General features: G+C 44.2%; 18 protein-coding genes and 1 pseudogene. 2 read left to right on the top strand and 17 right to left on the bottom strand.

Going from position 1 to position 16,146, the window contains the following annotated elements:
* Positions 1 to 6: 6 nt before the first annotated feature.
* The 3 genes from EYS05_RS08095 to EYS05_RS08085 all read right to left on the bottom strand — a co-directional run bounded on the left by EYS05_RS08095 (position 7) and on the right by EYS05_RS08085 (position 3,209).
* Positions 7 to 828, bottom strand: a complete 822-nt coding sequence (locus tag EYS05_RS08095; RefSeq protein WP_118512743.1) for a carbohydrate ABC transporter permease — start codon at positions 826 to 828, stop codon at positions 7 to 9.
* Positions 829 to 843: 15 nt separating this feature from the next.
* Positions 844 to 1,722 carry a carbohydrate ABC transporter permease gene (locus EYS05_RS08090; RefSeq protein WP_118061727.1) on the bottom strand — a complete coding sequence of 293 codons (879 nt, stop codon included), beginning with the start codon at positions 1,720 to 1,722 and terminating at the stop codon, positions 844 to 846.
* 110 nt (positions 1,723 to 1,832) lie between these two features.
* On the bottom strand, positions 1,833 to 3,209 hold the full coding sequence (locus EYS05_RS08085) for an extracellular solute-binding protein (protein ID WP_138276956.1): 1,377 nt from the start codon (positions 3,207 to 3,209) through the stop codon (positions 1,833 to 1,835).
* Between the two features lie 434 nt (positions 3,210 to 3,643).
* Between EYS05_RS08085 and EYS05_RS08080 the strand changes: the two genes are divergently transcribed.
* A complete protein-coding gene (locus tag EYS05_RS08080; protein WP_138276955.1) occupies positions 3,644 to 4,669 on the top strand; it encodes a LacI family DNA-binding transcriptional regulator in 1,026 nt (341 codons plus the stop codon).
* Between the two features lie 109 nt (positions 4,670 to 4,778).
* Here EYS05_RS08080 and EYS05_RS08075 read toward each other — a convergent pair whose 3' ends face one another.
* Positions 4,779 to 5,051 carry a hypothetical protein gene (locus tag EYS05_RS08075; protein WP_138276954.1) on the bottom strand — a complete coding sequence of 91 codons (273 nt, stop codon included), beginning with the start codon at positions 5,049 to 5,051 and terminating at the stop codon, positions 4,779 to 4,781.
* Positions 5,052 to 5,196: 145 nt separating this feature from the next.
* Positions 5,197 to 5,685 carry a DUF1648 domain-containing protein gene (locus EYS05_RS08070; protein ID WP_158293323.1) on the bottom strand — a complete coding sequence of 163 codons (489 nt, stop codon included), beginning with the start codon at positions 5,683 to 5,685 and terminating at the stop codon, positions 5,197 to 5,199.
* Between the two features lie 212 nt (positions 5,686 to 5,897).
* Between EYS05_RS08070 and EYS05_RS08065 the strand changes: the two genes are divergently transcribed.
* On the top strand, positions 5,898 to 7,280 hold the full coding sequence (locus tag EYS05_RS08065) for an NCS2 family permease (protein WP_138276952.1): 1,383 nt from the start codon (positions 5,898 to 5,900) through the stop codon (positions 7,278 to 7,280).
* 42 nt (positions 7,281 to 7,322) lie between these two features.
* Here the strand turns inward: EYS05_RS08065 and EYS05_RS08060 are convergent, their stop codons facing one another.
* The 12 genes and pseudogenes from EYS05_RS08060 to EYS05_RS08005 all read right to left on the bottom strand — a co-directional run bounded on the left by EYS05_RS08060 (position 7,323) and on the right by EYS05_RS08005 (position 16,042).
* Complete coding sequence (locus tag EYS05_RS08060; protein WP_118512748.1) at positions 7,323 to 8,177, bottom strand: YitT family protein; 855 nt, start codon at positions 8,175 to 8,177, stop codon at positions 7,323 to 7,325.
* The gene (locus tag EYS05_RS08055; RefSeq protein WP_118061718.1) at positions 8,174 to 8,527 is read right to left on the bottom strand and encodes an arsenate reductase family protein; all 354 of its coding nucleotides are present in this window, start codon (positions 8,525 to 8,527) and stop codon (positions 8,174 to 8,176) included. The genes EYS05_RS08060 and EYS05_RS08055 overlap by 4 nt, the downstream gene beginning before the upstream one ends.
* A gap of 274 nt (positions 8,528 to 8,801) precedes the next feature.
* Positions 8,802 to 9,539, bottom strand: coding sequence for a zf-HC2 domain-containing protein (locus EYS05_RS08050; RefSeq protein WP_138276951.1), 738 nt, complete (start codon positions 9,537 to 9,539; stop codon positions 8,802 to 8,804).
* Positions 9,536 to 10,021: an RNA polymerase sigma factor gene (locus EYS05_RS08045; protein ID WP_118623144.1), complete on the bottom strand. Its 486-nt coding sequence runs from the start codon at positions 10,019 to 10,021 to the stop codon at positions 9,536 to 9,538. Before EYS05_RS08045 ends, EYS05_RS08050 begins: the two co-directional genes overlap by 4 nt.
* A 234-nt stretch (positions 10,022 to 10,255) precedes the next feature.
* Positions 10,256 to 10,693 carry a DUF4186 domain-containing protein gene (locus tag EYS05_RS08040; RefSeq protein ID WP_202030576.1) on the bottom strand — a complete coding sequence of 146 codons (438 nt, stop codon included), beginning with the start codon at positions 10,691 to 10,693 and terminating at the stop codon, positions 10,256 to 10,258.
* Positions 10,671 to 11,168, bottom strand: a complete 498-nt coding sequence (locus EYS05_RS08035) for a GGDEF domain-containing protein (RefSeq protein ID WP_118623140.1) — start codon at positions 11,166 to 11,168, stop codon at positions 10,671 to 10,673. The genes EYS05_RS08040 and EYS05_RS08035 overlap by 23 nt, the downstream gene beginning before the upstream one ends.
* 144 nt (positions 11,169 to 11,312) lie before the next feature.
* Positions 11,313 to 12,410: an RNA-guided endonuclease TnpB family protein gene (locus EYS05_RS08030; RefSeq protein ID WP_138277701.1), complete on the bottom strand. Its 1,098-nt coding sequence runs from the start codon at positions 12,408 to 12,410 to the stop codon at positions 11,313 to 11,315.
* Positions 12,373 to 12,507 (bottom strand): annotated as a pseudogene (locus tag EYS05_RS08025) (transposase); the annotation flags it as partial. The pseudogene EYS05_RS08025 and the gene EYS05_RS08030, both read right to left, overlap by 38 nt.
* A 164-nt stretch (positions 12,508 to 12,671) precedes the next feature.
* Complete coding sequence (locus EYS05_RS08020) at positions 12,672 to 12,962, bottom strand: hypothetical protein (RefSeq protein WP_138276950.1); 291 nt, start codon at positions 12,960 to 12,962, stop codon at positions 12,672 to 12,674.
* A gap of 88 nt (positions 12,963 to 13,050) precedes the next feature.
* A complete protein-coding gene (locus EYS05_RS08015; protein WP_194149847.1) occupies positions 13,051 to 13,191 on the bottom strand; it encodes a hypothetical protein in 141 nt (46 codons plus the stop codon).
* Between the two features lie 700 nt (positions 13,192 to 13,891).
* On the bottom strand, positions 13,892 to 14,368 hold the full coding sequence (locus tag EYS05_RS08010; protein WP_194149846.1) for an XRE family transcriptional regulator: 477 nt from the start codon (positions 14,366 to 14,368) through the stop codon (positions 13,892 to 13,894).
* A 51-nt stretch (positions 14,369 to 14,419) separates the two neighbouring features.
* Positions 14,420 to 16,042 carry a recombinase family protein gene (locus EYS05_RS08005; RefSeq protein ID WP_008791695.1) on the bottom strand — a complete coding sequence of 541 codons (1,623 nt, stop codon included), beginning with the start codon at positions 16,040 to 16,042 and terminating at the stop codon, positions 14,420 to 14,422.
* Between the last annotated feature and the right edge of the window lie 104 nt (positions 16,043 to 16,146).

The raw sequence follows: 16,146 nt of genomic DNA, 5'->3' as shown, positions 1-16,146 counted from the left end.
ATGCCATCATCCCTTTACAGCAGAAGCTGCAATTCCGGCGATAAACTGTTTCTGGAAAAACAGATAGATCAGAAGTACCGGGATGATAGAAATGGCAGTTGCTGCGAACAGTGCACCATAATCTGTGGAATACTGTCCGTTAAACATCTTAAGACCAACGGCAAGAAGCTGTTTGTCTTTGTTTGTAATTACCAGGTATGGCCACAGGAAATCCTCCCATGCCCAAAGGAACTGGAAGATCGCAATACTGAAGATTCCGTTTTTTGACATCGGTAATACGATTTTGTGGAAAATATAAAACTCATTGGCTCCGTCAATTCTTGCCGCCTCCAGGATCTCATCCGGAAGTGCGGAGATATGCTGCTTCATCATGAAGATTCCGAAGCCACTGAACATAGCCGGGATGATCAGTGCTTTGTAGCTGTCCATCCAGCCAAATGCCTGGATCATGGAATACTTCGGGATAATGGTAACACACCACGGGATCATCATAGTAGAAAGTACGAATCCGAAAAGAATATTTCTTCCTTTAAATTTGTATTTACTCAGTACAAAACCACAGATAGTACTTGTATAAATTACGATCAGAGTGATCACTACCGTAATAACAATACTGTTTAAAAAGAAACGGACAAAATTAAAATGCGCGTTCATATTGATGTAGTTATCAATGATGAATTTCTGCGGAAGGAGATGCTGCTCCAGAGCCATGATCTCCTGATTTTCCTTGAAGGATGAAAAAATCATCCATACAAAAGGATATACGGTAACCACTCCAAGGATCAGAAGGAGTGCATTTAAAGCAATACTACTGACTTTTCTTTTCATGAATGTTTTCCTCCTTTAATCTTCTGTTCCGGAAACACGGAATGATAACCAGGTAAATACTGCTGTGATAACGAACAATACAAAGGACAGTGCAGATGCATATCCGAAGTTGTATTTTACAAACGCTTCATCATAGATGATGTAGGATGCAAGGTAAGTTGCTGTTCCAGGGCCACCTTCCGTCATGATCAGGATCTGAACATATGCCTGAAGGTAGGAAATAATAGAAGTGATGATAACGAACAGTGTCATAGGCTTCAGCAGCGGAAGTGTGATGTAACGGAACGTCTGCCATGCGTTGGCGCCATCTACTTTTGCGGCCTCAAGAGCATCTGTCGGAAGAGAATAGAGACCTGCCATGTACATAACAACTGCGTATCCGAAATCCTTCCAGATGGTCATGATCATAATTGCAAGAAGGGCAGTTTTCGGATTCATCAGCCAGTTTACATCCAATCCGAAGATCTGATTGATAGTACCGATCTGAGGATTGTACATAAATTTCCATACAAAGGCTACGGCTACCATAGGAGTTACAACCGGCATGTAATATACAGCTCTGAAAAAGCTTTTATATTTTATCAGTGTGGAATAGATCGCATAGGCGATTCCAAGTCCAAGACCTACACGAAAGAAAATAACTACAACAGAGAAGATCACTGTGTTCAACATGGATTTTCCAAACAGAGCACTGGTAAATACTTCCTTATAATTCTCAAGCCCCAGGAACCGGTAAGTACCGCTTAACGGGTTCCACTCATGAAAGCTTCCTGCAAAAGCGATTCCAATAGGTACGATCAGGAATACCGTAAAGAAGATCACCATTGCCAGAACAACGATATTTCTCAAAATGATCTCGCTTTTGCTCTGCAGCGGATTTGTTTTTTTAAACATCGATGCATCCTCCTTATCTTTTCGATACACATCTTTTTGCTGAGAAAGGCGCACCCTTTTCCAAGTGCGCCTTTCTGCTCTGATACCTGCGGATTACTCACGGCATCTTTTTATTTTGCATACTTATAAAGGTTTTCTACAGATTTGAATGTACTGTTCTTCATATCCTTTGTGATGTTGGCTTCTGCTTCGTCCAGGGCAGTATCGATGTCAACACCGTTGAAGAATACATCCTCTCCTGCTTTTTTCATAGAAGTCTCTACAGTTGCAGGCATCGGGCCCGGCCAGATATAGTGGTCAATGTGCTCGGAAAGAACCTTCAGAGAAGGATTCTCAAGGATCTTCTCATTATCTGCCAGAGATTTCTTAGCCGGGAAGGTACTCATTGCCAGGTTAAATGCGACCTGTGCGTCATCATTTGCCAGGAAATATTTTACGAAGTCCTGTGCAACTGCCTGCTGGTCAGCCGGAGCGTTTTTGTTTACACCAAAGGTAGACTCACCGTTGTAACGGTTGTAAGCATATGGCTCGCCGTCAAAGGTCGGGATCTCAAATACGCCAAAGTTGATGTTGCTCCATGTTGTTTTCAGAGTGTTGTAGTAGTGTCCCCACTGGATAACCATGGCTGACTGTCCCTGTCCGAAACTGTCTGCTGCTTTCTCACCGAAGTCCTTGGAACCGATGCCATCTACGTCATACATATCTACCAACATCTGCATTACCTTCTTCATTGCATCAGAGTTTACATTCGGAGTAACTCCGTCTTCCTTGAAGAGGTTTTCTCCCAGCTGATAATTCAGGCCAAGGAGGTAATTCTGATGGAAATCATCGTTGAAGTTCAGACCTGCCTGAACGATCTTGTCACCGTCTTTAATAGTAAGCTTCTTGGCAACCTCGATCATCTCGTCCCAGGTCTTCGGGATATCAGCATCTGTCAGACCTGCTTTCTCCCACATATCTTTGTTGTAGTATACAGATCCGGTCATCATACCGTAATCAATATAGTAAACCTTTCCATCGATCACATGAGCACTTACACCATTGAAATCTGCCTCCAGATCCTCTGTGGGAATATCAAGAGGAGCCATGTAATTGATCAGGTTCTCATGGTAGCTGTTATGTACGTTGAAAATAGCCGGTCCGTTGTTTCCATCCAGTGCAAGAGGAAGCTTTGTCCAGTAATCCTCCCATGGGTTATCAACAAGATTGATGGTTACATTTGGATGAATCGCTGTGTATCCGTCGATGATCTGCTGGAACAGCTCGTCACTGCCCCACTCCCAAAGCTCTACGGTGATGTCTTTTCCGTCATTGATCTCCACGCTTGGGTCATATTTGACCGTATCTCCGAAAGGCTCTGTAGGTACCTCTGCTTTGGCTTCGGATTTGCTGTCACTTCCGGCAGAACTTCCTGTACTGCCACATCCTGTAAATGCAGTTACAACCATTGCTGCAGCAACTACCGCTGCAAAAACTCTCTTTTTCATGCATTACCTCTTTCTTTCCGGTATTTTCCTGTTTTCTGACTACGTTTTCCGTTCCTTTTAGTTTAGCGCTAAATCTATTGTTAATTTATCACGCTCATAGAAATTCGTCAACATATTTTTGTATTTTCATCATTTTTTCCAGTTTTTGTGCCTGCGTTTTGTCTATTTTTCACATCGCAATGCTGTATTTTTTTATTTCCCATCAATCATACATTGATTTTTTTACTATGTTGGACTATAATATATATAGTTTATAAACTGTTTTTTTTGAACATTTATATTTTTTGTTTAAACCTTATAAACCTGTAAAGAGAGGATAAATAAATTCTGGGTTTTTCATTGTATTTTTATTTTTGGCTGAGAAATGCGTCAGAATTTTTTATGACTGCAGTTTTCTTCCCGGAAACTGCTATGGAAGAACAGAGGTGTAAAGTATGACATTAAAAGATATCGCAGACCTGGCCGGCGTCAGTATGATGACCGTCTCCAATGTGATCAACGGCAAAACCAGCCGCGTTTCCCAGAAAACCAGAGACAAGGTCAATGCGATCATAGAAGAATACGGATATGTTCCCAACCTGAATGCCCGGAGCTTATCCAATAAAAAATCCCACATCATCGGCATCATCATTTTCCTTGATGAAAAAGATGTGCTCCTGGGAACCAACTATTTTGAGAACCCTTATATCAGCACCATGATCGGTACTATCGAAGGAGAACTGCAAAAGAATGAATATTTCACCATGATCCGCTCTGTATCAAAAAATGCGGATATCATTTCCCTTCTGAAGAACTGGAATGTAGACGGAATCATCATTCTTTATCCGGCCGCCGGCGAATACATGGCGAAGCTGATGGATTCCGCCACCTGCCCCATCGCCACATTTGACTGCGAGCTGGAGCATCCCAATCTCATCAATATTACCTCCAATGATGAAAAAGGCATGTATCTTTCCACAAAATATATGATCAATCACGGTCATTCTGCCATTGCTTTTGTGGCCGATTACAAAAACAACCACGTTCTTACCAGCCGTTTCAATGGCTATAAACGGGCGCTGGAGGAGAACCATATTACTTTTAACCCGGATTACGTTTATGAGTACTCTCCTTCCTATGAGGGCGGTATCCGGGCCGGCCGTGAGATTGCATCCAACAGCTCTCCAGTTACCGCTGCGGTAACTACAGCGGATATCTGTGCTATCGGAATTATGGAGGGTGCCCGCCTGGGCGGCTACCGCATTCCTGTGGATCTCTCTGTGATCGGATATGATAACCTGACACTGTGCCAGTACACTCTGCCCAAGCTGACCTCCGTCTCCCAGAACATCCCCCGGAAGGCACGCCTTGCCACCAGTCTTCTCCTGGAAAAGATCCGCACCGGCTCTGTCAGCTCCTCCTGCCAGTCAGCCCTGGATGTTGAGATCGTGGACAGGCAGTCGGTGATCTCTTTGTATTAAGTTCAGTGATTTTATCTCGACTATCTCTTATTCAAGGATCAAATCATAAAATCCCGGAACTGCTGCAGTGCTTCTGATCGCCAGCACTGGCACAGCTCCGGGATTTCCGTTACAGCCCCTCCCGATACACGCTGTTGATCGTAGCCTGGGCGTGCTCCAGCTCTTTCTTCCGGATGATGGATTCCCGGTCACTTAAGATCGCCAGCATCTCATCGATCACATCCTCCACTCTGGGACTTGTCACCCTGTATAAATACCCCAGCATCCGTGTAGCTGTGTAATCGGTATTCATATGTTTGTAGGCGATTTCCCGGCACAGCTCATCGGGATAGCCCTTATCCTGAAGCGCTCTGTAAAGCTCATCTGTTCTTGTATCTGCCATATCCTCCTGAAATTCCTTTCCTGTTTTTATTATAACTTCGCCAGGCGGATATTCGCGATCCGCTTTCGCTGGTTCCATTCATATTCAGTACAATAAATCGAACCTTTACCTTCCACTTTGCTACATGATCACAAACGCGACCGCTTCACGATTTATCATCCTCATCCATGTCAGTTTCTTTACCAGTCTTATATATCTCCCGGATTCCCCGGAGCAATGTTACAAAAATCCCTGCGATCAGTATCCACACCGGCCACATAGGTGCCGTTCCCAGATTCCCGCTGATCCCGGCATAAAGACATATTCCAATGGATAACAGCTTGATCACAGACATCATTTTTGACGCGATCTCAAAGATATGCTCTCTGTTCTCCTCTGTCACCTCAACCGGATAATTCCACCACTGTGGAAATCTCTGACAGAACATCAGAAGTGCCAGGATCAACAGCCCCAAAATCGGTTCCAGAAGAAGGCTGCCCTTCTTCCCATACCGGTCCGGGATCCCATGAGCATTAAAATGGATCGGCACCCTCTCCGGCAGATTTCCCCAGGTGGCCACAAGATACATCACGTACCCAAGGATAAGCAGAAAGCAGAGCACATCTGTAATATTCCGCAGTTTTTTCTCAGACATTATCCATCCCCCTTTCATTGCAAAATAAACTCGTCTGTAAATTAAATACTCTCTCTCCTGTATTTTACACACAAATTGCCTGCCTGTAAAAGTATTTTACAAAAAAACACCTATTATAATCATATCTGTGCACACTAACGATTGCATACGAAATTTTTATATGATAAACTAGACATGTTGTCCAAAAACATATTTAAGAAAGGGAAAGAAATATGTTAGAAAAAATCTTCAAGCTGTCCGCAAATAAAACGGACGCCAAAACAGAGGTTCTGGCAGGTATCACCACCTTCATGACAATGGCGTATATCCTGGCAGTTAACCCGAACATCCTGTCCGCGACCGGCATGGATTCCGGAGCTGTATTCACAGCTACCGCACTGGCAGCCTTCCTTGGAACACTGCTGATGGCGATCTTCGCCAACTACCCGTTCGCACTGGCACCCGGAATGGGTCTGAACGCATACTTTGCCTATACAGTCGTTATCGGTATGGGATACAGCTGGCAGTATGCACTGACCGCAGTTTTTGCAGAAGGTATCGTATTTATCGTTCTTTCACTTACCAATGTACGTGAAGCGATCTTCAACGCGATCCCTCTGAACCTGAAATCCGCAGTCAGCGTTGGTATCGGTCTTTTCATCGCATTTGTAGGTTTACAGAATTCCAATATCGTGATCGGCGGCTCCACACTGCTGCAGCTTTTCTCTGTAGACGGATATAATGCAGCTAAGGGCGTGGAGGCTTCCTTCAACAATGTGGGAATCACCGTTATCCTGGCTCTGATCGGCATCATCGTAACCGGAATCCTGGTTGTTAAGAATGTAAAGGGAAACATCCTCTGGGGTATCCTGATCACATGGGGACTTGGAATCATCTGTCAGTTCGCCGGACTTTATGTTCCGAACCCGGAGATCGGCTTCTACAGCCTGCTCCCAGATTTCAGCAACGGACTCTCTATCCCGAGTCTTGCTCCGATCTTTGCGAAGCTGCAGTTTGACGGAGTTTTCTCACTGGATTTCCTTGTTATCCTGTTTGCATTTTTATTTGTAGATCTTTTTGATACTCTCGGAACTCTCGTTGGTGTATCCTCCAAGGCCGGTATGCTGGACGAGAATGGTAAGCTCCCTCACATCAAGGGTGCCCTTCTTGCAGATGCTGTTGCAACAACTGCAGGTGCTGTTCTCGGTACATCCACGACTACTACTTTCGTAGAAAGCGCTTCCGGTGTATCCGAAGGCGGAAGAACCGGACTTACCGCAGTGACAACTGCCATCTTATTTGGCCTGTCCCTGTTCCTGTCTCCGATCTTCCTGGCGATCCCGTCCTTTGCCACAGCTCCGGCTCTGGTGATCGTCGGATTGTACATGCTCAGCAATGTTATCAGCATTGATTTCAGCGATATGTCCGAAGCGATCCCATGCTATGTATGTATCATCGCAATGCCGTTCTTCTACAGCATTTCCGAAGGTATCTCCATGGGAATTATCACATACGTAGCCATCAACCTGATCACAGGTAAGGCAAAAGAAAAGAAGATCAGCGCTCTGATGTATGTACTGGCAGTGCTGTTTATCCTGAAATATATTTTCCTGTAAAATATGGTAAAAAATTCCCGGGAGGTTTATCCCGGGAGTTTTTTATTTCTTCGGCTGATACCGCATATTCGACACATTATAAACCGTAATAAAAGCTTTTGGGTCCTCCTGGTTTATAAACTTCATCAGCTTCTGATATTCACCTTTATCTACAATGGTTATGATCTCATGACGTTTTTCCATTTTATAGGCTCCGATGGCCTCATAGATCGTGGCTCCGCTGTGCAGGTCATGAACAATAAACTGCCTCAGCTCCTCTTCCTTCTTCGTGATAATGCAGACGCGCCGTTTGATGTTATGATCAAAAATAAAATGATCCAGAACAATTCCGTTAAAATACGTTCCCAGAATACTTAAGACTACCGTCTTTTTATCATACACAAGCGCCGCGGAAAGTGCCACGCACATACCGGAAAGGGACATGGCTTTTCCAAGCTCCATGTGGAGATACTTATTCATGATCTTCGCCACGATATCCAGTCCGCCTGAGGATGCATTCCGGTTAAAAAGAATGCTAAGTCCCACACTCACTACCAGAACATAACACAGAACATCCAGTTCCTGGCTGTCTGTCATGGAACCGAAATCTGGAAAAATGATCTCAAACAATCCCAGAAACAACGGCAGCATCACACTGGTATAAACCGTCTTAACTCCAAACTCTCTTCCACAGGTAAAAAATCCGATGATCAGCAATACCACATTCAGGATCATGGTAATAGCCGACAGCTGCAGCGGCACAAAGTTGGAAAGCACGATTCCAAGACCGGAAATACTGCTGACCGACGTATGGCTTGGCACCAGGAAAAAATATACCGCTGCTGCAATGATCGCCACTGCCACGGTGAGGATCGCGGTTTCCTTAACGATATCCGCATAATTCAGTTTCTTTTTCATGATTTCAGATACTCTTCCCATTCTTTTTCTTTAGCGCCCACCAGCACCTTGTCTTCCCCGACAAGGATTGGTCGTTTCACAAGCATCCCGTCTGTTGCAAGAAGCGCAAGCTGCTCTTCCTCACTCATCTCCGGAAGTTTGTCTTTCAGTTTCATCTCTTTATAAATATTTCCACTGGTATTGAAGAAACGCTTCAGCGGAAGACCGCTTTTTTCCCACCAGGCTTTCAGTTCCTCTGCAGTTGGATTGTCCGTCTTGATATCACGCAACGTATATTCCACATTGCTCTCATCCAGCCATTTCTGAGCCTTTTTACAGGTACTGCATTTTGGATAGCATACAAATAACATGTTGTGTCCCTCCTGTTCTTCAGCAGTAAATAAATTCACTGCTGTCTGTTTTTGTCGCCTGCAGCACAGAATTTTTATAGAACTTTTTTTACTGTACTGTCCAGGTTTTATTTTAACATAGACGATGCAGTATTTCTATCCTGTATCTGCCCATCTTCCTGCATTTGCCTGGTTTTGCCAGTGAACAGTACCTTTGCCTGTTTCCATTTAACCAGAGTGAATAAATCCTTTGTGAATTACAAATCTCTACCTGATTCATAAACAGAGTTTTATTCTATTGTTCCGACCATATCAGCTTCGATTCCTGTTTCATCTCATCCACAATTTTCTCCGCTGCATCCAGATCTCCCTTTACTTCCAGCTCTGTTAATTCCAGGCTCTTCTTTCCGGCTTCCGCACTCATATAATAAACCTCTGTTACAGTTTCCGGGATGCTGTCATCTTCCGGTGATACTTCCTCTGTCTTTTTGGAAAAATCCTGAAGCAGCATGTCATCGCCTTTCAGTTCCAGAGTTCCTGCATATGGCGCGTCAATGGCGTAGACGAACTCTGTTTTTCCATCTTCTGTGTACTGTACTTTCATTCGATTGATGAGATTATTAGAAGAATACAAATTATTATTTTTTACGTACATTCCGCTATTTTCCAGGGTCATGTATTTTTCGTTGAAATACCAGTGGTTGTAGCTTGCTGCCGCAACGATGAGTGTCAGGATAACTGCCACTGCTGCTGTCAGCACTCTGCGTATCATTAATTTTTTCCGGATTTTTTTCAGTGCGGCTGCACTTCCGATATTTTCCGTTTCATCAGCTCTGCGTCGTGCTCCGGAGGCTGCAGATGATATCATTTGAGCCTGCTCTTTTCCCTGCTCCTCTTTCATAATCTCCAACATTTTTCTGCATTCCTCACAAGCTTCCATATGCTCTTTTACCAACGCCTGACTGTCTTCACTTAAAATGCCGTCCACATAAGATGGCATCAGATCCTGTATTACATCACATGTGATCCTCATTGCTCCAACTCCTCTCTGATCTTTACTCTTGCACGGTAATAAGTCACCCTCGCCCAGTTTTCACTTTTTCCGAAAAGCATTCCGATCTCACTAAACTTAAGCTCTCCGAAGGTCCGCAGGGAAAAAACTTCTTTATACGGTTCCGAAAGTCTATGCAGAACTTTGTGGATCTCCATAGCCTGGCTCCGCTGCGCCAGCTTTTCCTCCAGAAGCTCTCCGCCATCACTTTCTGCTTCTTCCAGCTTCTCATCCCCGAGAAGTTGCTTCTTCTGTTTTTTCAGATGATCGTACAACGTATTTTTTGCGATCTGGCAGAGCCACACACGCACATCACAGTCACCCCGGAACTGGTCTATCTTTTCCAGAGCTTTAAAAAACGTTTCCTGTGTCACTTCCTCAACCAGCGCTCCATCCTGTGAGATAGAACGGATATACCGATATACAATGTCAAAATATGTCCGGTAAAGTTCCTCTATGTTCATCGGTTTTTCTCTTTCCTCCCTTCTCACTTATAAGACGAACCCGTTTCAAAAACGTTACAGAAAATCCCGGAAAAATTTTACCCGGATTTCCAGCTCTTTCTTCCATTACAAACGAAATGCCCGATATAAAAATACCGGGCACAACATAATCAGAAACTTTTTCCTGTTCTTATCGTTATTTCTTTTTTTCGTACAAACAAGCACAATTGAACCTGTCGCTGCGCTTCTGATCAACTATACAAACGGCAGCGTCAGCTGCTCATACTCCGGTTCCTTCGCTTTCTTCCCGGAAGCTGAAGCCAAACTTTTCGACGGCCGGTATCCTTCCATCTGCCGGTCGATCCAGGTCATCAGCACATCCACAACGTATTCCTGTTCTTCGCCGGTCAGTTCACGCCCTTTTGGTATCCCGTGCCACTTCTCCAGGCAGCCACGGCAGCAACAGGCACAGGCATGCTGGGCCAGAAATACAGGATGGCCTTTCATCGGCGTCTGTTTCCCGTCATTGGGGATCACTGCAGGCGCCAGACGCATACGGATGAAATCCTGTGCATGCTTTTCTATTTTTTCTCTGCCTTTGTCTGCTGCATAAGCCTTATCTTTTTCTTTCAGATAAAAACCGCTGCGGAATTTCGACTGTGCCAGCCGGTCAAACAACTCCATGTTCCTCATAATATTTCTTCTTTTCCTCATACATAAGATCATCTGCTCTTCTCAGCATGGTCTCAAGCTCCGAAGAGCTTTCCTCCCAGACAGCGCCAACAGAAACACTGATCCTTTTAGCAGCAATGCTGTCACAGATATCCCTGACCTTACTCCGAAAAATCTTCTCATCCATGTCAAAACAGATGAGTACAAATTCATCGCCACCTACCCGGTAAGCATTCTCCGGCAGAATCGCAAGCATGGAACGCGCTGTATTTATGATCAGCCTGTCTCCGGCCTCATGTCCGTAAAGATCATTCACCCGTTTCAGACCATTGATATCAATATATGCTACTCCTGTTTTTATCACTGTTTTTGCCTGCATGCCTTCCAGAACCTGAATATACCTGTTCCTGTTATACAAGGTCGTCAGCATATCACGGTAGCTCATGTACTGCAGACGCGCCTTACGCTCCTTGGCTTTCAGGCTGTCCGGTGACATGCTCCCACCACTTAAATCTTACGATTTTGAAGTGGGGGCTTCCTGCTCGATTACCCTTTAGGGCAAAGCTAAAACAGGCTATCCCCGCGTGTCCCGCGGTTTTGTTTTTATGTTTATCCGGTTACGGATTTTTTTCTTGTGCCGTCAGGCACATTCTTTATAGATTCTTTTTCCTTCTTCACGGATGTTGACTGCTGCATTCACATACCGGTCCATCCTATTTCCACATTCACAAACATACATTCTATCCGACAATGCCAGTTCCTTTTTCTTATGTCCGCATACACTGCAGATCTTGCTGGATGCAAAATAACGGTCTACTTTTATAAGATGTTTTCCGCATTCTTCCAACTTGTATCCCAGCATGAACAGAAACTGCCCGTACCCGTTATCCTGCACACCTTTCCCAAGGTGCAGCCCTCCGGACATTCCCTTCAGATTCAGATCTTCCACACATACTGCATCATATCTTTCCGCAAGCTCCCTGCTGAGCTTATGCTGGAAATCTTTTCTCTGATTCTTTATCTTTTCATGACATAAAGCTGCTCTTTTTTTCTGTTTCTGATAGTTCCGGCTTTCTTTTTCACAGTGGGAGAGCTTTCTCTGTTCTCTTGCAAGTTTTTTCTCTGCTTTTCTGTAAAACATAGGGTACCCGGCTCTTTCTCCTGTAGAAAATACACACATTCCCTGCATGGCAAAATCGATCCCAAGAAATCTCTCTGCCGGTCTTTTTTCCACTGTTTGGTCCTCACAGCAGAACAAAAGGCTGGCAAAATATTTCCCGGATGGCTCACGGCTCACAGTTACAGACTTCAGTTTCCAGTCTGATGGAATCTGACGGTGAAGTTTTATCCTTATGACGGACATCTTTGGAAGCTTCAGATGGGTATCCTGCAAAAGGATATTTCCATTTAGTGCATTGGTCGTATATGAATTTCTTACATGCTTCTTTGATTTATAACGTGGAAATCCACAGGCTGGTTCCCGAAAAAACTTCCGGAACGCACTTTCCAGATGCAGCTGCGCATTCGCCAGGGCAAGGGAATCCACCTCTTTCAGCCATGGATATTCCTTTTTATATCCGGCCGGTGTGTTCCGGAGCATCTTTTTTTCTTTCTGGTAATAGCTGATCTTATCTGCAAGCATCTGGTTATAGATAAAGCGGCTGCAGCCGATTGTTTGCTCTATCTGAACTCTCTGCTCTTTATTTGGATAGATCCTTATTTTTACGGCGCGGTTCATTCTTCTCACCCTGGCTTTCTATATACTGCCGTATCGTTTCAATCGTTGCTCCGCCTGCACTGAGCAGACAGAAGATCTGACTCCAGAATGCATCTTTCGTGGTCTAACTCCATTATATTTATCATCCTTTTTCTTATACCGACGGATATGTATTTATGAACTAATTGTTCTTTTTTCAGTATACTACATCAGGGAAGGGAGAACAAGTGTTTCTTTTATACTATAGAGATTTTTTTGAGCAGATATGATCAGATGTGCAATTCATCTCACCACCTGAAGAGGTGGGAGAATTCTTGCTACATTTGTTAAAACGAATACGAGAAAACTCGAAATCCGAACCATCACACTGCCCGGAACTCCGGGATATCCGCTGAAAATATGCGCCATGGCATCCATCAGCAATAACAGAGAAGCAAAACTCTCCATCAGGATAAGATACCGACGCTTTTCCCTGTCATAATTACTGCTCAGAAACATACATAATGCAACTATGGCACAAAATGCACATCCCCATATAAGTATCGCTACCTGCAGTACTTTATCATCCGGCATAAAAAACACTCCTCACATTCGTCACTTACAATAAGTATTACACTTTACCGTGTAAAAGTCAACCTTTCAAAAAAATCCCAAAGTATTTCTACTCCGGGATTTTTTTCAGTTCTGATAAAATTTTAATTTCCACCTCCTTTTCATTTCGCACTCCACGGCCTGCTACTACCAGAACATTCTCTTCCTCAAGGCTCTTTACCTTATCAATGACCCTGGATGACAGAATCATGATCCTGGAATCTGCCATTTTTTCGTTTACTGGAATAAGGTTGTCCTAAATTCTTTATTGCCAACGCCTACTACTTCCTCTGCCATTTTCTTATTGCGCCCGTAATTTTTTATTATTATAATCTGAACATGGGTGCTACCATAACGGTAGGCGGTTAGTCCTTCAACAGAGGGACTGTGGTCTACACTCCGTTACGGTCGGTGCTAAACGAGTGCCGCCGGCACTCAGCACCCCTCTGATTACATAGAAACCCGAAAGGGAATCCACTGGAAAGGAAGGCTAAGCCAATGAGTATTGTTGACTTCATAGCAGTAGTGAGCTTCGGCTTAACCAGCTTTAGTATCGGATATACATTAGGCAAAAATAATCATAAACCACAAAAATAACCGCCCTGTCTGCAAACTAAGCGGTTATCTTTGATATCTTAATAGTAAAACGTACTAACCGTCTATCGGTAGCACTCTATTTCTAAAATCATATTATCACGCATCTGTGAAAATGTCAAAAAGTTCTTTTTCCATAGTATGTAATACGAATTTGAAAAGTTACTGTTCACTCCGTTCTCAGTAACACGCTTCGCGATGCACAGAATTTATGCTGATCGCATAAATTCGCGCAGTATGTCTCTGGTTTTCTGTGACCTTCGCTCACAAAAAACACCTCGCGGAACATTACCAGTGAACAGTAACTTTGAAAATACTTATAAGCCGAAAAAATGCACCAGTACCAGCTTGAGCACAGCAGCTCCACCAAAAGCAACAACTGCAGTTACAACTAATTGCATAGGTTTTGGGAAATTTTCGAACACAAAAACTTTCCTACTCTTGCTCCGCACCTTGCTTAAAGATCCTGTCGTAAATGCTGCCATCATTATGACTGACACAGATACCAAGGTCTCACAATAGCCGGCAAGCTTTCCTAACACATCATTATACATATATGCACCTGTTTCATGCAGAATCCAGTATAGAACCAATGCACAAACTCCCATGACACTTTGGAGCTTCATTTCTTTAAAAATCTTCTCTTTCTCTGTAGTTGCATAATCTGACATTGTTTTAGCAATTTTTCTTTCTTCTTCGTTCATCATCTCGCTTTTCCTTTCCCCACTGATAATCTCCGGAATACTGATATCATAATAATCTGCAATATCCACAAGAATACTGATATCCGGCATATTGTTTCCCGTCTCCCTTAATTAAAGATATTGTTGGGTAAAAAAGAAAGGTCAGTCGATTTTGCCGATGAAGCGGTAGTAGATTTCTACTTCCTGCTCACGGCTTCCGTCCTCGCCCTTGACAGCTTCGTGGACGGTTATTTTTTCAATTAGAGTGTTCAGAAGTTCGGCGGTCAGCTCCACAGGGTTGACATACTGTTTCATCAGGGCAATCCACTTTTCAGCATCCGCTGCGGTCTGTACGGCGGCTTCCATCGTTTCGTGAAGCTGTCTTATTTTTGTTTCAAGCTCCTTTTGCTCGTTCTGGTACTTCTCGGACAGCATATTGAAGTTATACTCGGTTATGCGTCCGGCAGACCAGTCCTCATACATTTTAGCAAACAGCCCGTCAACCTCGGCTTTACGCTTCTCTGCCTTTTTCAGCTCCGCAGCCTGCTTTTTCTTCGCAGAGTTTCTTTCCCTGTCGCTGGCATTGAGCAGGCGTTTCAGCAGCTTGTCCTCGTCTTTCTGTGCCAGCATAGACCAGTATTGCAGTCTTGCAAGCACATAGGCATACAGTACATCATAGCGGATATAGTGCATGGAACACTGGCGTAATCCCTGCCCGTTCTTGCTGCAATGGTAGTACCCGTATGGGTTCTTATTCTGCTTGTTTTCCCCATAGGCTAAAGACCATCCGCAGTCTGCACATTTTATCAATCCTGCGAAAATCTGTGTCGTACCGTTTCTGCGTTTCCTGCGTCTGCTTGCAATCAGCTCCTGAACTTTTTGGAACACTTCTTCAGAAATGATGGCTTCGTGGGTATTTTCCACACGATACCATTCTTCCTGCGGCTTCCGCACCTTTTTCTTGTTCTTGAATGAAATGTTGCTCTGCTTGTTGTGAATGCTGTGACCGATGTAGGTTTCCTCTTTCAAAATGCTCTTGACCTGTGCTATCGTCCACGCATAGGCTTTTTCTGCGGGCGCACCGGCGTAGATATTGGCGAAAGTCCCGTATCTTTCATAGTTCAGCCAGCCGGGGGTAGGTACTTTTTCCTCCACCAGAATCCGTGTAATGCTGGCGGCTCCACGCCCGTGTACAGCAAGGTCAAAAATCTTCTCTACAATCCAGCGTGTTTCCGGGTCGATCAGAAGATGACCTTTTTTGTCCGGGTCTTTTACATAGCCCAGCGGTGCATAGGCTCCATAGTGTGCGCCATTGGCAAATCTTGTGTGCATGGCAGCCTTGACCTTTTTGCTGGTCTGTCGGGCGTGCATTTCATTCAGGATGTTTAAGAACGGTGCAAGCTCGCTTTCTCCGTTGATGGTGTCCACATTGTCATTGATGGCAATGTAGCGTACTCCCTTGCTGGGGAAATAGATTTCCGTGTACTGACCGGTCAGGATATAGTTTCTTCCCAGACGGGATAAGTCCTTTGTGACAACGCAGTTGATTTTCCCGTCTTCGATGTCATCAATCATCCTTTGGAAACTTGGACGCTCGAAATTTGTCCCACTCCATCCGTCGTCAATGTACTCGTCTACAACGGTCAGCCCATGCTCTGCGGCATACTGTCTAAGCATCATGCGCTGGGTCTGGATACTGCCGCTTTCCCCCTGTAATTCATCGTCACGGCTCAATCTCAAATATAGTGCAGTGTTATAAATCGTTGTATTGTATGGTTGTTTCACGGTTAAAAATCCTCCTTCTAAAAGAAACAACCCACGCTTATACAATACTCGCTGGTACAAGTATATCATAAGCGTGGGCTGATTGACAGTCGTTATTCCGTATT

The sequence above is a fragment of the Blautia sp. SC05B48 genome, assembly GCF_005848555.1.
GTDB lineage: Bacteria > Bacillota > Clostridia > Lachnospirales > Lachnospiraceae > Blautia_A.
The sequence above is the reverse complement of the archived record's forward strand: the minus strand, read 5'-3'. Positions and strand labels throughout refer to the sequence as shown.

Excerpts from the sequence above, each read along its gene's own strand:
- EYS05_RS08045 (WP_118623144.1), bottom strand. The coding sequence starts at position 10,021 with ATGAACATAGAGGAACTTTACCGGACATATTTTGACATTGTATATCGG.
- EYS05_RS08095 (WP_118512743.1), bottom strand. The coding sequence starts at position 828 with ATGAAAAGAAAAGTCAGTAGTATTGCTTTAAATGCACTCCTTCTGATC.
- EYS05_RS08055 (WP_118061718.1), bottom strand. The coding sequence starts at position 8,527 with ATGTTATTTGTATGCTATCCAAAATGCAGTACCTGTAAAAAGGCTCAG.
- EYS05_RS08085 (WP_138276956.1), bottom strand. The coding sequence starts at position 3,209 with ATGAAAAAGAGAGTTTTTGCAGCGGTAGTTGCTGCAGCAATGGTTGTA.
- EYS05_RS08080 (WP_138276955.1), top strand. The coding sequence starts at position 3,644 with ATGACATTAAAAGATATCGCAGACCTGGCCGGCGTCAGTATGATGACC.
- EYS05_RS08065 (WP_138276952.1), top strand. The coding sequence starts at position 5,898 with ATGTTAGAAAAAATCTTCAAGCTGTCCGCAAATAAAACGGACGCCAAA.
- EYS05_RS08030 (WP_138277701.1), bottom strand. The coding sequence starts at position 12,410 with ATGAACCGCGCCGTAAAAATAAGGATCTATCCAAATAAAGAGCAGAGA.
- EYS05_RS08060 (WP_118512748.1), bottom strand. The coding sequence starts at position 8,177 with ATGAAAAAGAAACTGAATTATGCGGATATCGTTAAGGAAACCGCGATC.
- EYS05_RS08070 (WP_158293323.1), bottom strand. The coding sequence starts at position 5,685 with ATGTCTGAGAAAAAACTGCGGAATATTACAGATGTGCTCTGCTTTCTG.
- EYS05_RS08090 (WP_118061727.1), bottom strand. The coding sequence starts at position 1,722 with ATGTTTAAAAAAACAAATCCGCTGCAGAGCAAAAGCGAGATCATTTTG.
- EYS05_RS08020 (WP_138276950.1), bottom strand. The coding sequence starts at position 12,962 with ATGCCGGATGATAAAGTACTGCAGGTAGCGATACTTATATGGGGATGT.
- EYS05_RS08040 (WP_202030576.1), bottom strand. The coding sequence starts at position 10,693 with ATGAGGAACATGGAGTTGTTTGACCGGCTGGCACAGTCGAAATTCCGC.
- EYS05_RS08075 (WP_138276954.1), bottom strand. The coding sequence starts at position 5,051 with ATGGCAGATACAAGAACAGATGAGCTTTACAGAGCGCTTCAGGATAAG.
- EYS05_RS08050 (WP_138276951.1), bottom strand. The coding sequence starts at position 9,539 with ATGAGGATCACATGTGATGTAATACAGGATCTGATGCCATCTTATGTG.
- EYS05_RS08035 (WP_118623140.1), bottom strand. The coding sequence starts at position 11,168 with ATGTCACCGGACAGCCTGAAAGCCAAGGAGCGTAAGGCGCGTCTGCAG.
- EYS05_RS08015 (WP_194149847.1), bottom strand. The coding sequence starts at position 13,191 with ATGATTCTGTCATCCAGGGTCATTGATAAGGTAAAGAGCCTTGAGGAA.
- EYS05_RS08010 (WP_194149846.1), bottom strand. The coding sequence starts at position 14,368 with ATGCCGGATATCAGTATTCTTGTGGATATTGCAGATTATTATGATATC.